The organism is Nocardia sp. CDC153, assembly GCF_035818515.1.
GTDB lineage: Bacteria > Actinomycetota > Actinomycetes > Mycobacteriales > Mycobacteriaceae > Nocardia.
Map to the genome: position 1 here is coordinate 696,185 of NZ_JAYKYU010000001.1, position 22,892 is coordinate 719,076.

Below are 22,892 nucleotides of genomic sequence, written 5' to 3' on the forward strand. Positions count from 1 at the left end.
TCTCGGCACAGCGCGCTCGCGGCCGTTCCAGCCGGACTCCAGATGCGTTCCAGCAGTGGCTGTGACGCTGTGCCCACGTCGAGATCCAGCGAACTGGGGAGGTAGGGCGGCGTGAACGAAAATCCCGCACCGACGGTCATCACGGGTCTCGGAGTGGTGGCACCGACGGGCATAGGCGTGGAGGAGCATTGGGAGTCCCTGCTCGCCGGTAAATCCGGAATCGCGCGGATCAGCCGGTTCGATCCGACGCAGTATCCGGTGCGCTACGCAGGCGAGGTGAAGGGGTTCGTCGCGCACGAGCGGGTGCCCAACCGGCTGATCCGCCAGACCGACCACTGGACCCATATGGCGCTCTACGCTACCGAGTTGGCCCTCGCCGACGCCGGTGCGAACCCGGAGGAGTTCGATGAGTACGAGATGGCGGTCGTCACCTCGAGCTCGTCGGGCGGCACCGAGTTCGGTCAGCATGAGATGGACAAGCTGTACAACAACGGTCCCGCGTGGGTGGGGGCGTACCAGTCGATCGCCTGGTTCTATGCCGCGACCACGGGGCAGCTGTCCATTCGCCACGGTATGCGCGGCCCGTGTGGTGTGGTGTGCGCCGAGCAGGCGGGCGGTATCGACGCGATCGGCAAGTCGCGCAGGCTGATCCGCAATGGCACACGCCTGGTGATCACCGGCGGGTTGGACGCGTCGTTGTGCCCGTACGGCCTGGTGGCGCAACTGCCGCCGGGGCGGTTGTCCACCGTCGATGATCCCGAAATGGCGTTCCGGCCCTTCGACGCCGAGGCGTCGGGACACCTGCCTGGCGAGGGCGGCGCGATCCTGATCGCGGAGGTGGCCGCCGCACGTAACGAGGATCGTCGGTGGGGCGTGATCGCGGGTTACGCAGCCGGATTCGACCCCGCACCACAGGACAACGGGCCGCGCGTTGTGACCTCGGTGCTGAGCCGGGCCCTGTCCGATGCCGGTCTGGCCCCCTCCGACGTAGACGTGGTGTTCGCCGACGCGGCAGGTGTGCCGAGCGAGGATCTGGCCGAGGCACAGGCGATCTCGGCCGTGTTCGGGGCGTACGCGGTACCGGTCACCGCGCCCAAGACGATGACCGGCCGGCTCTACGGCGGCGGTTCGTCACTGGATGTGGCGACCGCGCTGCTGGCCCTGCGCCACGGAATCGTGCCGCCGACCACCGGTACCGTCCGCCCGGCCGCTGACTACGAGATCGACCTCGTCGTCGACGAGCCGCGGGCGTTGCCGCTGCGGCACGCCATGGTGCTCGCCCGCGGTTACGGCGGCTATGTCTCGGCTCTTGTGCTCAGCGCGCCCTAGCCCGAACGGAACGCTGTCCGTCGGCGCAAAGCACTTGTCAACAAAGGAAGTTGGGAATACACGATGAAGCAATTCACACTCGAGGATCTCCGCGGCATCATGCGCACCAGTGTCGGGGTAGAAGAGGGGATCGACCTCGACGGCGACATCTCCGACGCCGATTTCGAGGACCTCGGCTACGACTCGCTGGCGCTGCTCGAACTCACGGGCGAGGTGCAGCGGCAGTTCGGCGTGGTCCTACCCGGTGACATCGTGGCCGATATGCCGACGCCGCGCAAGGCCGTCGAAATCATCAACCGGCTTTTCGCCGAGGCGGGAGTCTGACGTGTCCGGGCACACTGACAATCACATCGTCATCAACGCGCCAATGGACCTGGTCTGGGATATGACCAACGACATCGAGTCCTGGCCACAGCTTTTCACTGAATATAGCGAGGCCACGGTCCTGGAACGGCGCGAGGGCGCTATCCGCTTCCGGCTCGCCCTGCATCCCGACGAGAACGGGATCGTGTGGAGTTGGATCTCGGATCGCATGCCGGACAAGGACACTCGTACGGTCCGCTCGCTGCGGGTGGAAACCGGGCCCTTCAAATACATGTTCCTGTACTGGGAATACTTGCCTGTCGACGGCGGTGTGCGGATGCGCTGGGTCCAGGACTTCGAGATGAAGCCGCAGGCGCCGATCGACGACGTGGGCATGACGGCCCGTCTCAATACCAATAGTGCCGCCCAACTCGCCATCATCCGAGACAAGATCGAGGCCGCCGCGGCTTCCCTGGCCACGAGGTGAGGGATGGAAACCTTCCACCACATCGTGCTGGCCCTGGTCGTGCTGGCCAACGGCATCGCCGCCGGGGTGCTGGTCGGGACGCTGCTCGGCGGATTTCCGTTGATGCGAGCGCTTCCCGCCGACCGGTACGTCCAGGCGCATGCCTTCTTCTCGACGCGGTACGACCCTTTCATGCCAGCCTGCCTGCTGCTGACCATGCTCGGTGACGTGCTCGCGGTCGCCGTCGCGCCCAGCACGGCGGCCGCGGCGCTGGCCGGGGTCGGCGCCGCGGCGGCGGCGGGCACCGTGGTCATCTCGCTGAGTAAGAACGTGCCGCTCAACAAGTGGGTGCAAACGGTGGACCCGGCCGCTCCGCCCGCCGATTGGCGGGACCGTCGCGATGTATGGGGGATGTGGAATCGGCGGCGCGGCCTGCTGGTCGTCATTGCCCTGGTGGTGAATTGCGCTGTCATAGCGACGCTCTCGTAAGTACCAAGAACAAGTTGGTAAGGGGAAACGAACAATCATGAATCTCGATCTGCAAGGCAAGAAAGCCCTCGTCACCGGAGGTACCCGCGGGGTAGGACGCGGCATCGTACTGGCCTTGGCCCGTTCCGGCGTGGACGTCGTGACCTGCTATCGGCAGGACAGTGAGGCCGTGGCCTCGCTGCAGCGGGAACTGAAGGAACTGCCGGGCGACCATCATGTGGTGCGCGCGGATCTCACCGACCCCGAACAGATCTCGGCCCTGTTCGAACAGATCCGCACGGCGTACGGTCGACTCGACCTGGTGGTCAACAATGCGGGCGCGATCAGCCACATCCCCTACGGCGAACTGCCGCAGCAGGAATGGCATCGCGTCATCGACACCAACCTCACCGGCGTATACCTGGTCATCCAGCATGCGCTGAAACTGCTCGGCACGGGTGGTTCGGTAGTCAGCATCGGATCGAAGTCCTCCGAGGTCGGCATCCCCTTGCGTGCTCACTACACCGCCACCAAGGCAGCGCTGCGGGGACTGAGCCGCTCGCTAGCGAAGGAATTCGGCGGCAAGGGAATCCGGTTCAATGTGCTCGCACTCGGCGTTATCCGCACCGAGGAGCTCGACGCCCGGCCAGCCGAACAGCGCGAGGCCATGATCCAGCAGTACAGCGCCAAGACCGCGCTGGGTCGGTTGGGTACGCCCGACGAGGTGGCGGGGGCGGTGCTGTTCCTGGCCAGCGACCTGTCGCGCTATGTCACCGGCGCCACGATCCACGTCGACGGGGGTATCTCCTGATGTCGGACAGCGTTTTCCGGGTCATGCTGCGCATGCGCATCAACCCCGGCATGGAACCCGAATTCGAGCGCACCTGGACCAGCATCGGTGACGGCGTCACCTCCCACCCCGCGAACCTGGGGCAGTGGCTTTCGCGCAGCCTCGACGAGGCGGGGGTGTATTACATCATCAGTGACTGGGTCAGCGAGCCGCTGTTCCGCGAGTTCGAGACCAGCGAACGCCACGTCGTGCACCGGCAGCAGCTACATCCGTTCCGCTCCGAGGGCTCGATGGCCACCATGCATGTCGTGGCGCACCTGTCGCCGTCGGCGGTGGTGGCGACCCATCAGGAGTGGGAGGCCATCGGTGTCCGGTGAGGTGCGGGTACTGGTCTACTACCACGCGGACGACCCCGAGGGTGTGCTCACCGCGTACCACGCGGTGAGCGAGGAGCTGGCCGAGGTGGAGGGCATGCTCGGCAACGAGCTGCTCACCTCGGTGCTGGCAGCCGATTCTTTCGCTGTGTTGAGCCGATGGCGGGATCTGGCGTCCTTCCAGATCTGGGAGCGGGGTAACTCGCACAAGGGCAGCACCGCCGCGTTGCGGCCCTTCCAGGACACCCGGATGGGGACCCCCTTCGGGGTGTACGAGGTCAGCGCCCGGCACTGAGACGAGAGGGAATCATTGTGCTGCTCTACCTATTCCGTCTGGGCACCATCGCGGGCATCGACCTGCCGGTGCCCGGCTATCTGATCCGGCATCCGGACGGTGGCGACATCCTGGTCGACACCGGTCCGGTGCCGGGCGGACCGATCGTGGTGGCGCCGAACGAGGACCTGGTGATCCAGCTGGCCGGGCTGGGCGTGACGCCGGATCAGGTACGTACGGTCGTGTGCACGCACCTGGACCCGGACCACTGCGGCAGCCATCACCGTTTTCCCAACGCCGAGTTCATCATTCAGCGCGAGCACTGGGCGCTGGCTCGTGCGGGCGGCATACCGCGGCTGCTCCTGGCCAAGGACAGCTGGGATGCGCCGGGATTGCGGTATCGGGAGGTCGACGGCGACTGCGAACTGCTGCCCGGCGTGGAGCTCATCGCCTCCGGCGGGCATGTGCCGGGACACCAATCGGTGCTGGTGCGGCTGCCCGAGACCGGGCCGCTGCTGCTGGCCGCGGACGCCATTCCCAATGGCGAGGCGCTGGATTCGCGGACTCGCCCGATCTTCCCACTCGACCTGGACGAGGCCGCGACCCGCGCCAGCACCGCCAAACTCGTCACACTGGCCGAGCAGGAGGGCGCGCTCATCGTCCGCGGGCACGATGCGCGGCAATGGCCGACACTGCGGCACGCACCGGCCGCCTACCGGTAGGGCCCGCATGTCCGACAGAGTGGTGGTGATCATCCACCTGACGGTGGCCGGGTACGGAGACGAATTCGACGCGGGGATCGCGGCCGTGCACGCGGCCTACCGCCGGGTCAGCTGGGTCACCGACCGTATCGAGGGCCTGCTCCGCACCGAATTGCTCACAGATAGTGCGGATTCCGGCGACCTGCTCTTGGTATCGGAATGGACCGACCTGGATGCCTTCCATGCCTGGCGGGAAGGTCCCGACCACGCAGGAGGCGCGCGGAACTCGGCGCTCAAGCCTTTTCAGGACCGCAGCCGCGCAAGGCATTTCGTCGTATATCGCAGTATCGAGGCACACTAGCTGGGCCGAATCGAAAGCGGTGTCGACGGGACCGTGTTCCCGTCGACACCGCCTTTTGGTCACCAGGTGACCGGAAGTTCCGTCACGCTCCCCATCATCGCCTCGACCCGCCAGGTCAGGTTATCCACCGCAATCGCCGGGCGCAGCGCCGGGAAGCGCTCCAGCAGGCCACCCAGGGCCGCCTGTAGTTCCAGCCGGGCCAGATGTCTGCCCAGGCAACGGTGCGCGCCCGCGCCGAAGGCGATGTGTGGGTTGGGATGACGATCGAACCGCACCCGATCCGCGGCGTCGAAGGTGGCCCGGTCTCGATTGGCCGACGTGGTCGCGGGGATGACCGCCTCTCCCGCTCGCACCCGCACTCCGCCGATCTCCAGATCCGCGGTCGCCACGCGAATGGTACCGCCGCTCACCGGTCCCGGCGCGTACCGCAGCAGTTCCTCCACCGCTGCGGGCAGCAGCGAGCGATCCCGGCGCAGGGCATCCAGTTCGCCCGGATGCCGGAACAGCACCACGATCGAATTGGTGATCGCGGTCCACACGGTGTGGTAGCCGGCGGTCAGCAGAGTGGCGGCTAGTTCCACCGCGTCGTCCACCGGCACGGTATCCGACAGCGTCGCGAACAGGCCTTCGCCATCATCTGTTGGAGTGCTCGCGAGCCGAGTCAGGTAGTCCCGCAGCGCGGTACGCGCGTGCTGCACCGCGGCGCCCGCGTCGGGACGGACACTCAGTGACTGCTCGGTCCACCGCTCGAAGTCCGCCCGGTCGTCAACTGGCACTCCCAGTAGGTCGCAGATGACCGTCATGGCGAGCGGGCGGGACAGTCCGGCATTCAATTCGGCGCGACGATCCACGGCGTCGAGCAGATCGAGCAGCTCGTCGACCGCGGATTCGATACGGGCGCGCATGGATTCGATGCGTGGCTTGGTGAACATCGGCGCCACCAGGAGACGAAGATCGGTGTGCCGCGGCGGATCCATGGCCATCAGGGACCGAGGGTTGGGCCGCATGGGCCCGAGTCGCGGCGCGTCCGGCTCGGTCGTCGCGGCCCGGCTCAGCCGCGGATCGGTCAACACCGTCAACACATCGTCGTAGCGGGTGGCCAGCCAGGCGACATCCCCGGTGGGTAGGACGACCCGGGTCATGGGCTCGGCGCGCAGCCGCGCGAACTCCACCGGCGGTTCGCCGACCGTGGTGGGTAGGAACGGGAAGGCGGGAACATCCGCACGTACCGCGGTCATGGCTCTCCTCGGGTCGAGACGCCACGGACATTCCTGTGGCGCATGGGTTTCCGAGTCAATCGCGGGTTGGTCGAGCAGGTTTGGAGCCGTCCTCGAGCATCGGTCGCGACACTTTCGGCACACTGCGGAAAGGGAATATCGAATGTCTGGAATCGTGGGTTGGGTCGATTTCGGCCGGGATCTGAGTCGCGAGCGCAGCACCCTGCTGGCGATGACCGCCACCTTGGCCTGCCGTGGCCCCGACGACGAGGGGGTGTGGGTCTCGCGGCACTGCGGGTTCGGTCACCGTCACCTGGCGGTCTTCGATGCCGAGGCGGGCCGACAGCCGGTCGTGGTCGAGGATGGCTCCGGGGTGCGCGCGGTCGGCATGCACAGCGGCTCCATCCTCAACCACGCCGAATTGCGTTCGCGGCTAGCGGGTCTTGGCCATCGCCTGCAACGAGGAGGAGATACCGAGGTACTGGTGCATGCCTACCTGGAATGGGGCGAGGACTGCGTGCACCGGCTCGAGGGCTCCTTCGCGGGCGCGGTCTGGGACGAGCAGCGACGGCGCCTGTGGCTGGTGCGCGACCGCCTCGGCGTCGAGCCGCTGTTCTACTACCCGCTCGCCACCGGTGTCGTCTTCGGCTCCGAGGCCAAGGCGATCCTCGCGCATCCTCTGGTCGAGGCCGAGGTAGACGCTGACGGCCTGCGTGAGGTGCTGACCTACTCGGGCACACCGGATTTCGCGCCGTTTCACGGCATGAGCCGACTTCGGGCCGGGCGCATGGCCGTCATGACCGAGCAGTTCCTGTCGGTCCGGGCGTATTGGAAGGTCGAGGCCCGGCCGCACACCGACGATCTCGACACCACGGTCTCCACTATTCGCGGGTTGCTCGAGGAGAGCATGGACCGCAACCTGGTCACCGATATGCCGAAGGGCTGTCTGCTCTCCGGCGGACTCGACTCCAGCGGCGTCGTCGGGCTCGCCCATCGCGTCCTTAGCCCGCGTGGTGAGGCGGTACGCACCTTCACCGTCAACTTCGCCCGGCACGAGGACAACTTCCGGCCCTCCGACACCCGGTCGGGTCTGGACACCCCCTACGCCGCGGACGTGGTAGCGCATCTGGGCACCGAGCACACCGGTGTGTTGATCGACCCGACCGAGCTGGCCGATCCGGTGGCGCGCGCGGCGGTGTTGCGTGCCAAGGACATTCCGACCCCGCTGGGCGACATGAACACCTCGCTGTACCTGCTCGCGCGGGCCGTCAGCGACCAGGTGCGTGTGGTGATGACGGGCGAGGCGGCGGATTCGCTGTTCCACGGCGTGGTCTGGAACCGTGACCCGGTCGAGTCGACCATGGGAACGTTTCCCTGGGTGGCCCGCGGCGTGGTGCGCGACGCACCGCAAGGACTCGGGTGCGGTCTGCTCGATCCGGCTCTGCTGGAAAAACTCTCACCCCTGGACTACGCGGCACAACGGTATCGGGAATCGATCGCCGAGGCACCGATGCTCGATGACGTCTCCGAGGTGGATCGGCACATGCGCGAGCTGTGCTGGGTTCACATCACCAATTTCATGGAGAACCAGAACGGCCACACCGAGAGGCTCTTCAAAGCGGTCGGGGTCGAGGTGCGCATGCCCTACTGCGACCACCGGCTGGTGCAGTACGCCTACAACCTGCCGTGGGCGCTGCAGAACTTCGATGGGCGCGAGAAGGGTCTGTTGCGGGCCGCGCTCTCGGATGTGCTGCCGCGCAGCGTCATCGACCGGCGCAAAACCCCGTATCCGGTGACCGTTGACAAGGCCTACGAGGCCGCGTTGCGCGCCGAGGCCACGGCGCTGCTGGCGGACCGGCAGGCACCGGTGCTTCCGCTGCTCGACACAGCGGCCGTTCGGGACGTGCTCGACGACGCGAACTCGTTGGGGAGCTGGGCGGCTCGGGCGAACCTCGAACTTCCGCTGCAGTTGAACAGATGGATTCGGGAGTACGGCATCAAGCTGTCGATCTGAACCCGTCAGTCGGATACCCCGCCGTCGGTGAGATCCTGCGCCGCGTTGCGGAGCACCCTGGTCGCCTCGGTGAAGTAGTCGAAGAGGATGTCGAGCGCTGCCGGGTCGTATCGGGCGAAGACCTCGGCCATCTGCACCCGCAGGGGTTCGAGTGCGGCTGCCAGTTCGGCCCGGCGCGACGGATCCGGTTCGATGATCACCTTTCGGCGGTCATGCGGGTCCCGCACGCGACGTACGTAGTGGGTCTGCTCGAGCCGATCGATGAGCCGGGTGGCCGCACCGGTACTCAGGCCGGTTTTGGCCGCCAGCTCGCCGGCGGTGAGTGAGCCGGACAGGGCGATCAGGTTGAGGCCGAAGAAGTCGGTCGCGCCGAGTTTGAGAGCCTGGGCGGTCGCCTGACCCACCACGATCTGCGCCGTCAGGTACTCGCGGTAGACGGTGCTACCCGACATGAGCAGGCGCAGTTGTTCGCCGCTGTGTCCCGAAGGATCACCGGCAGGGACCGATCGGCTCTCGCTATCGGTTGACGATCGAGACTTCTGCGAGTTAGATTTATCTTGCTTCATGCAGATACCTTTTCTGTGCAGATACTTCCCCTACGTCAGAGAGGATACCTCCAGGATCATGCAAGCCATCGAAGTCGAGGCAGTGGAGAAATCGTTTGGCAAGCTCAAAGCCCTGGCGGGAGTCGACTTCCAGGTTGCGGCGGGCTCGGTGCTCGGGTTGCTCGGGCACAACGGCGCGGGGAAGACCACCCTGGTTCGGATCCTCGCGACCCTGTTGCCACCGGACGGCGGCCGTGTTCGCGTCGGCGGATACGACGTCACCAGATATCCGATCGCCGCGCGCCGACTGGTTGGGCTGGCCGGTCAACACGCCGCGGTCGACGAGGCGCTGACCGGCCGGGAGAACCTTCAGCTCGTCGGTCGGTTGTACCGGCTGAGCGCGCGTGAAACCGCCCGCCGCAGTGATGAAGTGCTCGAGCAACTCTCCCTCACCGAGGCCGCCGGGCGGCCGGTGCGCACCTACTCCGGCGGCATGCGTCGGCGATTGGACCTGGGTGCCAGCCTGGTCGGGCGGCCCGCGGTGCTGCTGCTCGACGAGCCGTCCACCGGACTCGACCCGGCAGCTCGGCTCGAGCTGTGGGGTCTGGTCCGCGATATGGCCGAACGCGGCACCGCGGTACTGCTCACTACCCAGACCCTCGAAGAGGCCGACTACCTGGCCGAGGACATCGTCGTCCTCGACCACGGCCAAGTGGTCGCACACGGAACTCCGGCGGAGCTCAAGGCCCGTCTGGGCGATCAGACCATCACAGTCACCCTGTCCGATCGCGCCGATCTCACCGAGGCCGTCTCGTTGTTGAGACCACTCAGCTCCGCCGCCCCCTCGGAGGATCGGGTGTTGTCGACGGTGACCTTGCAGACCCCGGGCGGCTCCGCAGGGCTGGCGGGCGCGGTCCGGGTGCTCGATGACGCACGCATCGACCTTGCCGACGTCACCGTGCGTGCGCCCTCGCTCGAGGACGTCTACCTGTCGCTGACTCAGCAAACGGCGTCCACGACGACCCCGACCAACTAATCCACCCTCCGACCACTTACTGCACGACGGAAGACACCGAAAATGAACAGCAATATGAACCCTGCACCGAGGAGGCTGCGCTGATGGTTGTCACGCGCGGATCGAGCGTCACCGCGCCGCAAGGCAATTCGGCGTTCGAACCATCTCCCGACCTGAACCGGCTGCCGTGGACGGCCCTGCCGGTCGACTCCCTGGCGCTGGCCAAGCGCCAGATTCTCCATATCATTCGCACCCCGCAGGCCGCCGTCGCCGCGGTCACGTCCCCGATCCTGTTCCTGACCCTGTTCCGGTACGTCTTCGGCGGCGCGATCCCGATTCCCGGCATGACCTACGTCGATTACATAGTCCCGGCCATGCTGGTCCAGAACGTCGTTTTCGGTGGATTCACCAGTGCGACCGGCCTGGCCACCGACGCGGCTGATGGCATCATCGACCGGTTCCGGTCGCTGCCATCGCCGCGGGCGGCGCTGCTCTCGGGCCGCGCGCTCGCCGACGTGCTGCAGCAGTTCGTGGCGCACGCACTGTGTTTGGTCGCGGGCATCGCGATCGGCTTCCGGTTCCATGCGAGCGTGGGGGATATCCTGCTGTCGTTCGCCATGCTGCTGGTAATTGGCCTCGGTACGTTCAGTCTGTTCGCCTTCTTGGGTCTGGCGGCCCGCAATGCCGAGACCGTCAACGCCCTGACCGCGCCCGGCTTTCTGATGGTGTTCGTGTCCAGCGCGTTCATTCCGGTGTCGACGCTGCCAGGGTGGTTGCAGGGCTTCGCGAGGTATCAGCCGGTCACCATCTTCACCGACACCCTGCGCACCCTGATGCAGAAGTCGCAGGTCAGCCAGGTACTCGAACACAGCACCGCCTGGTATGCGACCGCGTCGGTGGCGTGGTGCGTGGTGCTCACGGTGATAGGCGGAGCGTTGGCTCTACGCGCCTACCGCAAGGTTTAGCCCCCCGAACAACGCGAGGTGGTTCCGGATCGATCCGGAACCACCTCGCGCGCTTTGGTTTTCACACTGTGCGACAGATGACCAGGGTGTCGTGTTCGCCCAGCCGCCGCTGCGTGGACGTCGCCCCCGCGGCGCGGGCGTAGCGGTGGATCTCTTCGGCCGGGTACTCCGAGCCGCCGTCGGTGACCATCATCATGTCCAGGCTGATGACGAGATTCTCCGCCAGGCTCGGGCCCGCTTCGAGCATTCGGTCGTACACCAGCAGCGCGCCGCCCGGCTCCAGGGCGCGGAAGGCCTTGCCCACGATGGCCTCTCGCTCCCGCTCGTCCCAGTCGTGCAGGACGTGGCCGAGCATGATGACATCGGCGCTCGGCAGCTCCTGCTCGAAGAAGTCACCCGCATGGAAGGTGCTGCGGTCGGCGAGGCCACGCTCCGCCATGAGTTCTTCGAACAGTGGCCGCATCGGAGGCAGATCGAAGACGCCGCCGGTAAGGTCGGGATGCTCGGACAGGATGTGGGACAACAGGTTTCCTCGACAGCCGCCCACATCGAGGACGGCTTGGTGGTGCCCCCAGTCGAAGGCCTCGACCAGCGCCGGTCCGAGGTCGCTGGTCAGCGAGTCCATGAGTAGTACGAACTTTCGCAGCCGATCGGGGTCGCCGAGCATGACGGTGAAGTCGCCAGGCCGCTGTTTGGCGCCCGTGCGCAGAGCATCGGTCAGATTGCCGTAGGCGGGATACAGGTTGCGATTGAAGCGCAGCAGGAAATCACCGAGGTAGGACCGACCGCCACGCACCAGATGGCGTTCGGCCGTCTCGGAGTTGCGGTACGCGCCGTTGTCGTGCTCGAGTAGCCCGATCTCGGTCAGTAGGGCCAGCACGTCGGCCAGTCCCCGGCCATGCAGCCCGAGGCGTCCGCGCAGCGTGTCGGGGGTGGCAGGGGAGTCGTGGAGGACGCTGAAAAGGTCCAGTTCCACGGCCGTCAACAGCACTTTGGCCTCGCAGAACGACTTTCCCAGTCGGAGAATCCCAGCGGGCGTGTCGACGCCCGCGGCAAATGTGGTCATGGGTGCGAAATCTCCCTCGTCGGACGAAAGACGGTGTGGGGCGAACATTCGCATCGGACTGTCGATCCGGCCTCGAGCGTTACTGGAGCATCATGCCCGAGCGCCGGTTCGAGTTCTCCTGGAGCGTGATTCGAGAAACCGTCGTGAGACTGACCGCGCCAGATCGGCTTCCCGATGGAGAGAACATGTCGTCGATGAGACTGAGCGAAAGGCCCAGAGTCTGGGCAACCGGCATCGCGGTCGCCGTTGTGGCCCTGATCGTCACCATCGTGCTGATCCGCCAGGATCGGTCCATCGCATCCACACCCGAGCCGGGATTGACCCTCGTCAGCATCGGGGCGGACGGAAAACCCGCGAACGCCAACTGCAAACGGCTGTCCATCGACAGCTCCGGGCATCGGGTCGCATTCGAGTCGCGGGCGACGAATCTCGTCGAGGGCGGCGGTGACGGCCATGTTGGACACATCTACCTACGCGATTTGGATCGGCGGAGCACGGCCATGCTCGATCGCGGTGACGACGGTCGGCCAGCGGACCGAGACAGCTGGGATCCGGTGATCAGCGCGGACGGCAGCAAGGTCGTGTTCTATTCGGACGCCAGCAATCTGGGGTCCGGATCTACCGACGGCAGGTCCCATGTCTACCTGCGCGGTGTCGCCGACAAGCACACCACCCGGCTGGACACCAACGATCGGGGCGAGGCCGCCAACGGCGACTCGATGATGGTGCAGATCTCGGCCAACGGCCGGTTCGCGGCCTTCTCCTCCAACGCCACCAACCTGGTGGCGACGCCCACGGGCGGCCAGTGGAACGTCTATCTGAAGGATCTGGGGAGTGGCCGGATCACACTGGTGAGCCAGACCGTCGATGGCTCGCCCGCGACAGCCCTCAACTATGGCGGGATGCCCGATGACAGCGGCGAGCACGTTGTTTTCGGATCGCTGGCGTCGAATCTCGTTCCCGGCGACACCAATAATGTCGGCGACGTGTTCGTCCGTGACATCCGAGCCGGGACGACGACACGCATCAGCGTCGCACCCGGCGGCGAGCAGGGCGACGATCTGAGCATCGGTGGCGCTATCAGTGGAGATGGCAGGTTCGTCGGATTCGCCTCGCACGCTACAAATCTCGTGGCAGGACTGCCGGGCAACCACGTCTCGCACGCCTATGTCCGCGATCTGGTGGCGGGTACGACCACGCTGCTCGACGTCGGGGCGACCGGGCTGCCCGGCGACGGCAATGCGACCTGGTCGAGCTTCTCCGGCAGCGCGCGTCGCATGGTTTTCATGTCCACCGCCGGGAACCTGCTGCCCAATGCCCCCAAGGCCCAGTGGAACATCTACCGCCGAGATCTCGACACCGGCAAACTGGAACTGCTGAGCGCCAACCCGCAGGGCTTCGAGGACAATGGCGAGAACTGGTGGGACACTGCCAGCGGAGACGGGTCGGTAGTCGGATTTCTGTCCTTCGCCTCCGATCTTGGGTCCTCCGACGGTCTGTTCTCCCAGATCTATATTCGCCGCGGCGGCGCACCCGTGGCAGACATCGCTCAGCTGGGGACCACCGCCAACAAATCCAATGGCAATCAGCTGCTGGCGAGTCGGACCGACAGCGTCGGCGGGCAAGTGAGCCTCGCGGCCTCCGCCTACGCCGTCGCGCCCTACTTGGACTACCACGTGTCCTTCACAGCGAACACCTCGAAGGTCACCTGGAATCAGGCCGGGGTCGTGCCGGATTCCATCGAGCACACCGACAAATGGGTCATCGATTTCTACGGTGACCGGTACGCGGTGAAGGGCGCTCCCGACGGGGCCGAGATCCACGAGGGAAACGGCTGGCTCGAAGTGGACTGGACCACAAAATCCACCGGCGTCACCAGCGAGCACGCGTGGAACGCAATGGATTTCGTGCCTGCCGAGGGATCCACCTTCGGGCAGGTGTATCGGATCCGGCACCTTACCTCGGCCACAGTCCGGGTCGGCGACACGACTCAGACCGCGGAAACCGAGGATCGGGCCTTCATGTGGTGATGCGGAACTGTAGTGATGCGGAGCGACATGATGAGCACCTCGATCGAATCAGCCTGGCAGACAAGGGAGTTGCTCCTCGACGCGATGCGGCGGTTGCGAACCACGGCCGACCACGAAAACAGCGATCGATCCCGAACCTCGGCGGTGCTGGGCATGGGAGTGCGTCTCCCCGATGGCGTCGATTCGCCGGCCGCTCTGTGGGCGCGGCTCACCAGTGACCGGGACGCCTTGTGGTCCAGCAGAGCTCGGGTCAGTGGCTGGCCCGGAGGCGGCCCGGACGCCATGGAGCCGAACCTACCGCGGCGGCTGGTGTACGACGTCGCCCGAGAGGCGTTGGCCGACGCCGGACTGTCAGCGGCTCGGCTGGAGAACGTATCCGTCGGTGTCTACCTAGGTGTCTCGCAGGGCGGCCTCGCAGCCGCCTTGTCGCGCCGGTTGCACCTGTGTGGACCGAGTCTGGCCGTGGACCCGCGGGGATCGTCGGCACTGGTGGCATTACATCTGGCTGTGCGGGGATTGCGCTCCGGTGATTGCGATTTCGCGCTCGTCGGTGGTGCGGGGGGCGATGACTGCGTCATGCTCTTGCTGGGGAGTGGCGGCGATTACGGGTCGAACAGCCGTCCGCCGCGCGCTCACGTCCTCGGCACCGCCGTCGGTGGCGATCACCGCGCCCTCACCCGGACGGGCCGCCACGAACTTCTCCGGCGCGCGCTGAGCGACGCGCGGCTGCGTGCCGAACAGGTCTCCTATGTCGAACTGCTCGGTAACGCGATCGTGGCGGGTGGGCCACCGGGGCTCGAGGCGGTTCGCGCCGTGTACGGCAGCGGGTCCACCCGCTGCGTCCTGGGCGGCGCCGACCTGGACCCCAGTGGGACGGAGCTGGCCGCCGGGATGCTCGCGGTGGCCAGGACGATCCTGATCATCGAGCATCGCCGGTCGCCTTCTCACGCCGGTGCCGCGCTCCGCAATGGTGACATCGACCTCGGTGGAACACGGCTCGTCGCTCCCGCCGCTTCCGTGGCGCTCGAGGTGTGCGGCCCGATTCAGCCCTTCGCGGCCGCGGTCGGCGCTTTCGTCTCGGATGGCACCGATACCCATGTCCTCCTCGGCGGTGCTCCTGGGCCGTCCTCGACCGAATCGACAAGGCGATGACCGACACCACGGCTTCGGAAGCACTGCCGACCCATCCCTACGATCTCGCGGATCGCTATCGGCCCGGGGCTGGTCCGGTCCTGCTGACCGGTGTGCAGGCCATAGCCCGCCTGCTGGTGGAACAACAGGCATGCGATGCCCGCAACGGCCGCCGTGTCGCGACCTTCGTGTCCGGCTATCAGGGCAGTCCACTCGCGGGCGTGGACACACTGCTGGCCGGAATGCCGAATGTTCTCGCCGAACACCACATCACGTTTTCTCCGGGGCTGAACGAGGAGCTGGCCGCGACCGCGGTGTGGGGCAGCCAGGCAAATCTCGGTGCGGGAGAACCGACCTACGACGGTGTGGTCGGTGTTTGGTACGGCAAGGGGCCTGGACTGGATCGGGCCACCGACGTTCTGCGCCACGCCAACCACTACGGCGTAAATGCCCGGGGCGGAATGGTTTTGTTGGTCGGCGACGATCCGGGGTCGAAGTCCTCGAGCTTGCCACTGGCGAGCGAACGTTCGCTGGCGGCCATGAACATACCGGTGCTGTTCCCGCGCAACTCCGCGGAGATCGTGACGCTGGGCCTGCACGCGGTCGCGCTGTCACGTGCCTCGGGCTGTGTCGTGGCATTGAAAGTGGTCTCCGATGTTGCCGACGGGTCGTGGATTGTCGACGGCTCGGTAACCCGATGTGAGCCGGTCGTACCTCGAATTAACTGGGGTACAGAGACTTTCGAGTATCGTCAGCGACCCATGGCGGCTCCGATCGACAGTCTCGTCTCCGAGGTCGACTTGCTCGGCCCGCGCCGTGCTGTCATCGACGAGTACGCCGTGGCCAATCGGCTCGATGCGGTCGAACTGAATCCACCGCAGGCAAGGATCGGCATCGTCGCGGCCGGGCCGGTATTCGACACGGTGCGGCAAAGTCTGCTCGACCTGGGTCTCGACGAGGAAGGACTGCGCCGGGCCGGTGTTCGACTGCTCCGCATCGCCATGCTGTATCCGGTGTCGGCCCACACGGTCCGACGATTCGCCCTAGGGCTCGATCGAGTCCTCGTGGTGGAGGAGAAGACCGGCTTTGTGGAATCCCAGCTGCGGGAGATCCTTTACGGTGCGGCCGACGCTCCCGGGATCGTTGGCAAGCGGGACAGGGACGGCGAGCCGTTGGTGCCCGCCGACGGCGAGCTCACCGCCGGGCGGTTGCGTGGCCCCCTGTACCGGGTGCTGCACCGCTACGCGCCGGTGAAACGCCCACTGCCGGAACCCTTGCCGCTGGAGCCACTGGCGGTGCGGCGCACCGCCTTCTTCTGCAGTGGCTGCCCGCACAATCGCTCGACCCGGGTACCGGAGGAGTCCATCGCGGGCGGCGGCATCGGCTGTCACACCCTGGTGACCATGTCCGGCCGTCCCGACAGCGCGGTTACCGGATTGACCCAGATGGGCGGGGAGGGGGCGCAGTGGATCGGGCAGGCTCCGTTCACCGATATCGGGCACATCTTTCAGAATGTCGGTGACGGAACGTTTTTCCATTCCGGCCAGCTGGCCGTTCAGGCCTGCATCGCCGCCGGAGTGAACATTACCTACAAGCTATTGTTCAACGAGGTCGTCGCCATGACGGGTGCACAGCGAGCCGAGGGCGGGTTGACCGTGTCGGCGCTGACTCGCAAGCTCGCCGCCGAAGGCGTCGCCAAGATCATCGTGTGCGCGGAGGATCCTGGCCGTCACCGATTTTCGGAGCTGGCCGCGGGCACTGAGCTGTGGCATCGGGACCGCCTCGACGAGGCGCAGCGTGAACTGCGGGCCATCGCGGGGGTAACGGTGTTGATCTACGACCAGCACTGTGCCGCGGACGCGCGTCGCCGCCGTAAGCGAGGTCTGCTGCCGGACAAGCCGACTCGTATTGTCATCAATGAGGCGGTGTGCGAGGGATGCGGCGACTGCGGGCAGAAGAGTAACTGCCTGTCGGTACGGGAAGTGGACACCGATCTCGGTTTCAAGACCCGAATCGACCAGAGCTCGTGCAATCTCGACTACAGCTGTTTGGACGGCGACTGCCCGTCGTTCGTGACCGTCGAGATACCGCCCGCCCGTAAGTCTGTCGCGCGCCGCCGCCTCGAGCCGCCCCGTCTCGTCGACCGTGCGGTATCCGGGCCGATAGGAAGCTGGAATGTCCTGCTGGCCGGCATCGGCGGCACCGGAATCGTCACAGTCAACCAGGTGTTGGCCACCGCGGCCGCCATGGCTGGACTAGAGGTGACCGGTCTGGATCAGACCGGGCTGAGTCAGAAAGCTGGGCCGGTGGTGTCGCATTTGCGATATGGCACCGACCCGGTACCGGACAATCGGCTCACTGTCGGCGGCGCCGACTGCGTCCTCGCCTTCGATCTGCTGACCGCGACCGATACTCGCAACCTGAACTACTGCTCGGCGATGGCGACGGTCGCGGTGGCGTCGACGAGCCGGACTCCTACCGGTGACATGGTGTATGACAAGGAGATTCGCTATCCCGGCGAGGAGTCGCTGTTGGCTCGATTGCGGAGTGTGACACATCGGGTGGAATCCTTCGACGCTCTGGCAGCCGCCCAGTCGTTGTTCGGCGAGACGACCCATGCCAATTTCCTCCTCGTTGGCATGGCCTACGAGCTTGGCGCACTGCATATTCCGGCCGCGAGCATCGAGGCGGCGATCACCCTGAACCGGGTGTCCGTCGCCGACAATATCGCGGCATTTCGCTGGGGCCGAGCCGCCGTGGCGGAACCGTCGGCGTTCGCCGACGCGGCGCAGCCGTCCGCGACACCGCCACCCGAGCCTCCAACCGACCTCTTCGGCGACAGCACTCTCACCGGAGCGGTGCGGCAGGCAACAGAATTGGCTGCGCGCCGGTTGATCTCGTTCCAGAATCGCAAGTTGGCCCGCCGCTATGTCGGGCTCATGGACAATGTTTGGCGGGCCGAGCGTGCGGCGACGGATCGCACCGAATTCAGCGTTGCCGCGGCGCGTGGCCTCTATCGGTTCATGGCCTACAAGGACGAGTACGAGGTGGCCCGACTACTGACGGACCCGGAGTTCCTCGCCCATATCGACGACCAGGTGCCGGGGGCCCGCGCGCGGACCTACCGCTTGCACCCGCCGATCCTGCGTACTCTGGGCATGCGATCCAAGATCGGCTTGGGCCCCCGTACCCGTTGGGTGTTACCCCTGCTGGCCAAGGGCAAGGTCCTCCGCGGCACCGCGCTGGATCCCTTCGGGCACACCGGGATTCGTCGACTCGAGCGCGCGTTGCGTGACCATTACATCGCCTTGATAGGGCAGCTGACCGACGAACTCGCCACCGACTACGACCGGGCGGTCGCTGCCGCCGAGGCCGCAGACCTGGTTCGGGGCTACGAGACGGTCAAGCTGGAGAGCGTGCAACGCTACCGCACCCGGCTGGCCCACCTCGGTCTCGACCTCCCGGCCGCTGTGACAGACGCCGGGTCCCGGACCGGCGACTGAGCAGGATGCTGCCGCTCTCGCTCGTCGCCAGCTGAGCTGAGCCCTACGTCGCAGCAATCAACCGCCGCCGCAGCTGTTCTGGGCGAAGGCGACGGTACGGTTCGTGGGAAGCGCGCCCACGTCGCTGTCGATTGGCGGCCGGTTGACACGGGAATGAGCCACGTGGCTCAAGAGTAGTCACTGTGGGAGCCAGGGAGATTGCGTCGGGGTGGCGTGGCTCGGGGGAGGGGGTGCGGGATTCGAAGAATCCCACCGGTCCGGCGCTGGTTTTCGCGGCGGGCCAGTGGGATTCGTTCACGGCCGGGGTGGTGGCCGGGGTGTTCGATTGTTAGCGGCGGCCGGTGAGCTTGCCGAGGATGAAGATCAGCAGCACCGCGCCGAGCAGGCAGGTGAGGAAGCTGAAGATCAGGCCGCCGCCGTGGACGTCCACGCCGAGGAGTTTGAGCAGGAAGCCGCCCAGCAGGCCGCCGACCACGCCGACCACGATATTGAGGATGACGCCCTGCTGGGCGTCCGTGCCCATGATCTTGCTGCCGATCCACCCGGCCAGGCCGCCGATAATGATCCAGCCGAAGAATCCCAGTGCCAGCATTACGCCTCCTACCAGTTCCGACGCCGGTTGTCTGCCCCTATGGTCGCCCGTCCACCAGCGGGAATCGGCCAGTGACACGCCCGGCCGACGAAACTGCGTCAGGCGGCCGCGGCGAGCGGGAGGTGAATCCGCAGCGTCGTGCCGCGCTCGGCGGTGTGCAGGCGGACCAGATCGGCCAGCTGGTTGATCAGCAGCAGCCCACGCCCGCCGGGTCGGCGCGGCGGTGCGGGGAGGCGTCCGGCCAGCGGATCGGTGATATGGCCGGAATCCTGGATCTGACAACAGAATTGGGAGCCCTCGACCCAATAGGCGAGCACCCCCTGTCCGCCGCCGTGCAGCACCGAATTGGTGGTGGCCTCCCCGACGACGAGTTCCAGATCCATGACCCGCTGCTCGCTCATGCCGCATCGCCGGGCGTAGCCGACCGCCGCATGCCGTGCGGTGGCCACGGTCGCCGTGTCGAAGGTCAGGGTCTGCGCGGTCTCGGGCGGCGGCGGCAGCGGACGGTTGTACTCGGCCACGACGCGGTCGGGATCGTAATCGCCACTGGCGGTTTCGCCGGTGTCCCCGATCACGGTCGGGTGGGTGTGAAAGGCGTCGGCGATGGCCCGCGCGGGCAGCGTGTCCAGGTCGTAGGGGCACAGGATCGTCACGGCACGCCCGGCGAAGGCCGCGTTGATCAGTGCCTCGTGCTGCACACACGCCGGATACTCGAGCGGTGAGCGGTCGGCCCAGATCGGCTCGCCGATAATGCGCACCCGGGTGTCGGGGTGCGCGTCGGCGAAGGCGCGCAGGACGCCGGGAATGATCCGGCCCGGATTGCGGCCCTCGACCGTCATGTCCAGCAGCCGCACCGCATCGGCATCGCCGCCGAGCGCCTCGCGAATCAGCGCCAGATTGCCCGTGGGCACCGAGACCGCGACGGGCTCGCCATTGGCCAGACCCTCGCGAATGAAGCCGACGGTACCGTGCAGATACTCCTCGGCGCCCCGGTAGAAATAGGCCGGGTGCACGAAACCATGGGCGATGCTGGACGTTTGGTCGGAAGCGGTCACGAGGTGAGAACCTCCACCATCCTCGGACGGACAACTCCCGCGACAGTTTACGCGCGGTCGCCGAGGTGAGCGGTTCGCGCCGGTCAGGGCGAGGATGGGGCGATGATCGCGCGATGATCGCGCGGGCACGCGTTGAAAAGCTCCGTCGTGGTTATTCCCTGGAAGAGCGACGGAGAGTTCGAACGCACTGTAGGAGGCAGTGGCACCATGCAGGAACAGAAGCATTACGAGAGCGGCCCCGGAGATTGGATCCCCAATCCCGGCGTGCCCGGCCAGGGGAAGGCGGAGATGATTCGCGGCGGAGCGGAGGCCGAACCGTCCCCACAGGTCGGGGCCGTGGGATTGAGTGTGGCCGCGCAGGCCGGCATGCTGCCGATGCTGCGGTCGGTGGTCGAGACCGTGCTGTTGACGGCGGATTTCACCCTCGATGTGGTCACCGATATGCGGGTGGCGATCGACGAGGTGGCGACCGCGTTCGTGATGGCGGCGGCGCTGGGCTCCGAGATCGCCTGCGAGCTGCGCTATGACCGACGCCGGATCGAGGTCGAGATCTCGGGACTGACCCGCAGCCGCACACTGCTGCGCGGGGACAGCCTGAGTCGCAAGCTGCTGGAATCGGTGACCGATGAGCTGGACATCGGGGAGGGTACGGGCCGCGCGGACACGTATTCCTATCTGACAGTAGTACGTTTCAGTCGTCGGCGTAGTCGACACGAGGGATGATGGTGACTCGGGCCGATCGAGGGAGTGGGCGTTGACCGAGAGCGGAATGCCGCGATTGCTGACCGTATCGCGTGCGAGCGCGAACGGGACCGCGGTGGTGTCCGCGGTGGGCGAGATCGACATTACGTCGGTGGCACAGCTGCGGGAGGTGTTGGGTGAGGTGCTGGCGGCCGCCGAGGCGCCGGTGATCGATTTGTCGGGCGTGCGTTTCATCGGGTCGGTCGGGCTGAACGTCCTGCTCGAGGCGGCGGAGAAGATCAGCCCGAAGCGGCTGCGCCTGGTGGTGTCCCCGCAGGTCCGCCGCCCGATCGAGATCACCGGGCTGCACGAGCTCCTGCTGCTCAGCGACACCCTGGACGAGGCGCTGGCGCGCTAGACCGGGGCGCTCACGACGAGCCCGCGATTTGCTTGATATTCACTGTGATCGGATTGTGATAACGCTCTCGAAAGTGTGTTTCCGGGCGCCCCGGGCGGGTACCTCGAAGATCAACGAAATGCTGATAACTCGAAGTGAGGGAAAGCAATGTCGAGTGAACACGCGGGCGATTCCTACGACAACATCGAACCCCGGCTGTTGGAGCTGGCCGAACTCCCGGTCGGAAGCGACGAGCGCGAGCGGGTACGCGAGGAGATCATCGCCCGGTGTCTACCCTTGGGCGACCACATTGCCCGCCGGTACGCCGGACGCGGCGTCGATGCCGAGGACCTGGCCCAGATCGCCGCGGTCGGCGTGATCCTCGCGGTGGACCGCTTCGATCCGTCGCAGGGCACACCCTTCCTGTCCTTCGCGCTGCCCACCATCATGGGCGAGGTGCGGCGCTACTTCCGCGACAGCACGTGGGCGGTGCGGGTGCCGCGCCGAACCAAGGAATTGCAGCAGCGCATCACCCCGGCGATCGCCGAACTGTCGCAACGGCTGGGACGCCAGCCCACGGCCCGCGAAATGGCCGCGGAGCTGAAGGTCGATCTGGCCGAGGTCACCCAGGCGCTGATCGCGGGCAACTGCTACCACGCCGAATCACTCGACACCCCAACGGTTTCCCACGACGATGGCAGCGCCGCGCCGTCGCCGCTGGACCGGTACGCGACCGTCGAGCCCGGCTACGCGCTCGTCGAGGATGCCCTGGCCGCCGCACCCGGGCTGGCGTCCCTGCCCGAGCGGGAACGCGAGATTCTGGTCATGCGTTTCGGCGAGGAGCGCACCCAGGCCGAAATCGCCAGGGCCATAGGCGTTTCGCAGATGCAGGTGTCGCGCCTGCTGACGCGAACACTCGCCGAGCTGCGCAGCCGGGCCACGGGCGGGGAACCGCGCAAGGTGCGGGTGGCCTGAGCCCCGACACGCCCGAACTCGCTGGCCGAAAGTCGGCTCCCGGAGCGTGTTCGACCGACTGGGCGACGGTCGTACACTTGTTCCGCCGTGGAGCTGACCCGGCGCACATGGAGGCGAGGCTTCGAGGAGCGAGGGTGGCCGAGAGCGGAATGTCCGTACCGTTGTTGACGGTGACGCGCAGTCGGATCGAGGGCGTCGAGGTGGTCGCGGCCGCCGGCGAGATCGACAGCACCTCGGCCGGCACACTGGGCACGGTGCTCGAGCAGCTCGCCGTGCCCGGCGCGCAGCTGGTGGTGGACCTGTCCGGGGTCGAATTCATGGGTTCGGTGGGGCTGACCACCCTGCTGGTCGCGTCGAAATCCACCGGCCCCCAAGGGGTTCGCGTGGTGGCGTCGCCCCAGGTCCGCCGTCCGATCGAAGTGACCGGGCTGGATGCGGTGCTGCCGCTGTTCGACACCCTCGAGGCCGCGATCGCGGGTGTGTCGCGTCGGGCGGACGAAGGCGCGTGACCGGATAGACGACGGCGCGTGATCGGATAGACCTGGCCGGAAGGGCGGGTCCGCTGCGCCGTGGCGCGGTGGACCCGTAGAGTCAATCACGGTTGTGGTGTTCACGAACCAGCACCTCGCCGCCCGCCCAC

At 66.7% G+C, this 22,892-nt stretch carries 25 protein-coding genes; 20 read left to right on the forward strand and 5 right to left on the reverse strand.

Annotated elements, in window-relative coordinates:
• Positions 1-111 precede the first annotated feature (111 nt).
• The 9 genes from VMT65_RS03130 to VMT65_RS03170 all read left to right on the forward strand — a co-directional run bounded on the left by VMT65_RS03130 (position 112) and on the right by VMT65_RS03170 (position 5,066).
• Positions 112-1,329, forward strand: coding sequence for a ketosynthase chain-length factor (locus VMT65_RS03130; protein ID WP_326306380.1), 1,218 nt, complete (start codon positions 112-114; stop codon positions 1,327-1,329).
• 63 nt (positions 1,330-1,392) lie between these two features.
• Positions 1,393-1,653 carry an acyl carrier protein gene (locus tag VMT65_RS03135; RefSeq protein WP_326306381.1) on the forward strand — a complete coding sequence of 87 codons (261 nt, stop codon included), beginning with the start codon at positions 1,393-1,395 and terminating at the stop codon, positions 1,651-1,653.
• Position 1,654: 1 nt separating this feature from the next.
• A complete protein-coding gene (locus VMT65_RS03140) occupies positions 1,655-2,119 on the forward strand; it encodes an SRPBCC family protein (protein ID WP_326306382.1) in 465 nt (154 codons plus the stop codon).
• A 3-nt stretch (positions 2,120-2,122) separates the two neighbouring features.
• A complete protein-coding gene (locus VMT65_RS03145; RefSeq protein WP_326306383.1) occupies positions 2,123-2,587 on the forward strand; it encodes an anthrone oxygenase family protein in 465 nt (154 codons plus the stop codon).
• A gap of 37 nt (positions 2,588-2,624) precedes the next feature.
• Positions 2,625-3,377, forward strand: coding sequence for an SDR family NAD(P)-dependent oxidoreductase (locus VMT65_RS03150; RefSeq protein ID WP_326306384.1), 753 nt, complete (start codon positions 2,625-2,627; stop codon positions 3,375-3,377).
• Positions 3,377-3,733 (forward strand): antibiotic biosynthesis monooxygenase family protein, encoded by a 357-nt coding sequence (locus VMT65_RS03155; RefSeq protein WP_326306385.1) that lies wholly within the window; start codon positions 3,377-3,379, stop codon positions 3,731-3,733. Before VMT65_RS03150 ends, VMT65_RS03155 begins: the two co-directional genes overlap by 1 nt.
• Positions 3,723-4,025, forward strand: coding sequence for an antibiotic biosynthesis monooxygenase family protein (locus VMT65_RS03160; RefSeq protein ID WP_326306386.1), 303 nt, complete (start codon positions 3,723-3,725; stop codon positions 4,023-4,025). The genes VMT65_RS03155 and VMT65_RS03160 overlap by 11 nt, the downstream gene beginning before the upstream one ends.
• Before the next feature lie 17 nt (positions 4,026-4,042).
• Entirely contained in the window at positions 4,043-4,726 is a 684-nt protein-coding gene (locus tag VMT65_RS03165) for an N-acyl homoserine lactonase family protein (protein ID WP_326306387.1), read from the forward strand.
• A 7-nt stretch (positions 4,727-4,733) separates the two neighbouring features.
• Positions 4,734-5,066 carry an antibiotic biosynthesis monooxygenase family protein gene (locus VMT65_RS03170; RefSeq protein WP_326306388.1) on the forward strand — a complete coding sequence of 111 codons (333 nt, stop codon included), beginning with the start codon at positions 4,734-4,736 and terminating at the stop codon, positions 5,064-5,066.
• A gap of 59 nt (positions 5,067-5,125) precedes the next feature.
• Here VMT65_RS03170 and VMT65_RS03175 read toward each other — a convergent pair whose 3' ends face one another.
• The gene (locus tag VMT65_RS03175) at positions 5,126-6,304 is read right to left on the reverse strand and encodes a cytochrome P450 (RefSeq protein ID WP_326306389.1); all 1,179 of its coding nucleotides are present in this window, start codon (positions 6,302-6,304) and stop codon (positions 5,126-5,128) included.
• Between the two features lie 142 nt (positions 6,305-6,446).
• On the opposite strand from VMT65_RS03175, the gene asnB reads away from it, so the two are divergent.
• Positions 6,447-8,297, forward strand: coding sequence for an asparagine synthase (glutamine-hydrolyzing) (asnB, locus tag VMT65_RS03180; RefSeq protein ID WP_326306390.1), 1,851 nt, complete (start codon positions 6,447-6,449; stop codon positions 8,295-8,297).
• A gap of 5 nt (positions 8,298-8,302) precedes the next feature.
• Here asnB and VMT65_RS03185 read toward each other — a convergent pair whose 3' ends face one another.
• Positions 8,303-8,749: a MarR family winged helix-turn-helix transcriptional regulator gene (locus VMT65_RS03185; protein WP_326306391.1), complete on the reverse strand. Its 447-nt coding sequence runs from the start codon at positions 8,747-8,749 to the stop codon at positions 8,303-8,305.
• A gap of 172 nt (positions 8,750-8,921) precedes the next feature.
• Here VMT65_RS03185 and VMT65_RS03190 point away from each other — a divergent pair, with 172 nt between their 5' ends.
• Together VMT65_RS03190 and VMT65_RS03195 are read left to right on the forward strand one after the other, a co-directional pair.
• Positions 8,922-9,878, forward strand: a complete 957-nt coding sequence (locus VMT65_RS03190) for an ATP-binding cassette domain-containing protein (RefSeq protein WP_326306392.1) — start codon at positions 8,922-8,924, stop codon at positions 9,876-9,878.
• Positions 9,879-9,961: 83 nt separating this feature from the next.
• The gene (locus VMT65_RS03195) at positions 9,962-10,822 is read left to right on the forward strand and encodes an ABC transporter permease (RefSeq protein WP_326306393.1); all 861 of its coding nucleotides are present in this window, start codon (positions 9,962-9,964) and stop codon (positions 10,820-10,822) included.
• A gap of 61 nt (positions 10,823-10,883) precedes the next feature.
• On the opposite strand, the gene VMT65_RS03200 is transcribed toward VMT65_RS03195, so the two are convergent.
• Positions 10,884-11,888, reverse strand: a complete 1,005-nt coding sequence (locus tag VMT65_RS03200) for a methyltransferase (protein ID WP_326306394.1) — start codon at positions 11,886-11,888, stop codon at positions 10,884-10,886.
• Positions 11,889-12,073: 185 nt separating this feature from the next.
• Between VMT65_RS03200 and VMT65_RS03205 the strand changes: the two genes are divergently transcribed.
• The 4 genes from VMT65_RS03205 (at position 12,074) to VMT65_RS03220 (ending at position 18,884) form a co-directional block, all read left to right on the forward strand.
• Positions 12,074-13,918, forward strand: a complete 1,845-nt coding sequence (locus VMT65_RS03205; RefSeq protein WP_326306395.1) for a hypothetical protein — start codon at positions 12,074-12,076, stop codon at positions 13,916-13,918.
• 30 nt (positions 13,919-13,948) lie between these two features.
• Positions 13,949-15,070 carry a beta-ketoacyl synthase N-terminal-like domain-containing protein gene (locus VMT65_RS03210; RefSeq protein ID WP_326306396.1) on the forward strand — a complete coding sequence of 374 codons (1,122 nt, stop codon included), beginning with the start codon at positions 13,949-13,951 and terminating at the stop codon, positions 15,068-15,070.
• The gene (locus tag VMT65_RS03215) at positions 15,067-18,552 is read left to right on the forward strand and encodes an indolepyruvate ferredoxin oxidoreductase family protein (protein ID WP_326306397.1); all 3,486 of its coding nucleotides are present in this window, start codon (positions 15,067-15,069) and stop codon (positions 18,550-18,552) included. Before VMT65_RS03210 ends, VMT65_RS03215 begins: the two co-directional genes overlap by 4 nt.
• A gap of 230 nt (positions 18,553-18,782) precedes the next feature.
• Positions 18,783-18,884, forward strand: coding sequence for a DUF397 domain-containing protein (locus VMT65_RS03220; RefSeq protein WP_326306398.1), 102 nt, complete (start codon positions 18,783-18,785; stop codon positions 18,882-18,884).
• Here VMT65_RS03220 and VMT65_RS03225 read toward each other — a convergent pair.
• Entirely contained in the window at positions 18,881-19,144 is a 264-nt protein-coding gene (locus VMT65_RS03225) for a GlsB/YeaQ/YmgE family stress response membrane protein (RefSeq protein ID WP_326306399.1), read from the reverse strand. The two genes, VMT65_RS03220 and VMT65_RS03225, sit on opposite strands and share 4 nt — an antisense overlap.
• A gap of 98 nt (positions 19,145-19,242) precedes the next feature.
• The gene (locus VMT65_RS03230) at positions 19,243-20,199 is read right to left on the reverse strand and encodes a sensor histidine kinase (protein WP_326306400.1); all 957 of its coding nucleotides are present in this window, start codon (positions 20,197-20,199) and stop codon (positions 19,243-19,245) included.
• Between the two features lie 207 nt (positions 20,200-20,406).
• Here VMT65_RS03230 and VMT65_RS03235 point away from each other — a divergent pair, with 207 nt between their 5' ends.
• The 4 genes from VMT65_RS03235 to VMT65_RS03250 all read left to right on the forward strand — a co-directional run bounded on the left by VMT65_RS03235 (position 20,407) and on the right by VMT65_RS03250 (position 22,761).
• Positions 20,407-20,922 (forward strand): anti-sigma factor, encoded by a 516-nt coding sequence (locus tag VMT65_RS03235; RefSeq protein WP_326306401.1) that lies wholly within the window; start codon positions 20,407-20,409, stop codon positions 20,920-20,922.
• Between the two features lie 31 nt (positions 20,923-20,953).
• Positions 20,954-21,298: an STAS domain-containing protein gene (locus VMT65_RS03240; RefSeq protein ID WP_326306402.1), complete on the forward strand. Its 345-nt coding sequence runs from the start codon at positions 20,954-20,956 to the stop codon at positions 21,296-21,298.
• Positions 21,299-21,445: 147 nt separating this feature from the next.
• Positions 21,446-22,252 carry a SigB/SigF/SigG family RNA polymerase sigma factor gene (locus VMT65_RS03245; RefSeq protein ID WP_326306403.1) on the forward strand — a complete coding sequence of 269 codons (807 nt, stop codon included), beginning with the start codon at positions 21,446-21,448 and terminating at the stop codon, positions 22,250-22,252.
• A gap of 170 nt (positions 22,253-22,422) precedes the next feature.
• A complete protein-coding gene (locus tag VMT65_RS03250) occupies positions 22,423-22,761 on the forward strand; it encodes an STAS domain-containing protein (protein WP_326306404.1) in 339 nt (112 codons plus the stop codon).
• Positions 22,762-22,892 lie beyond the last annotated feature (131 nt).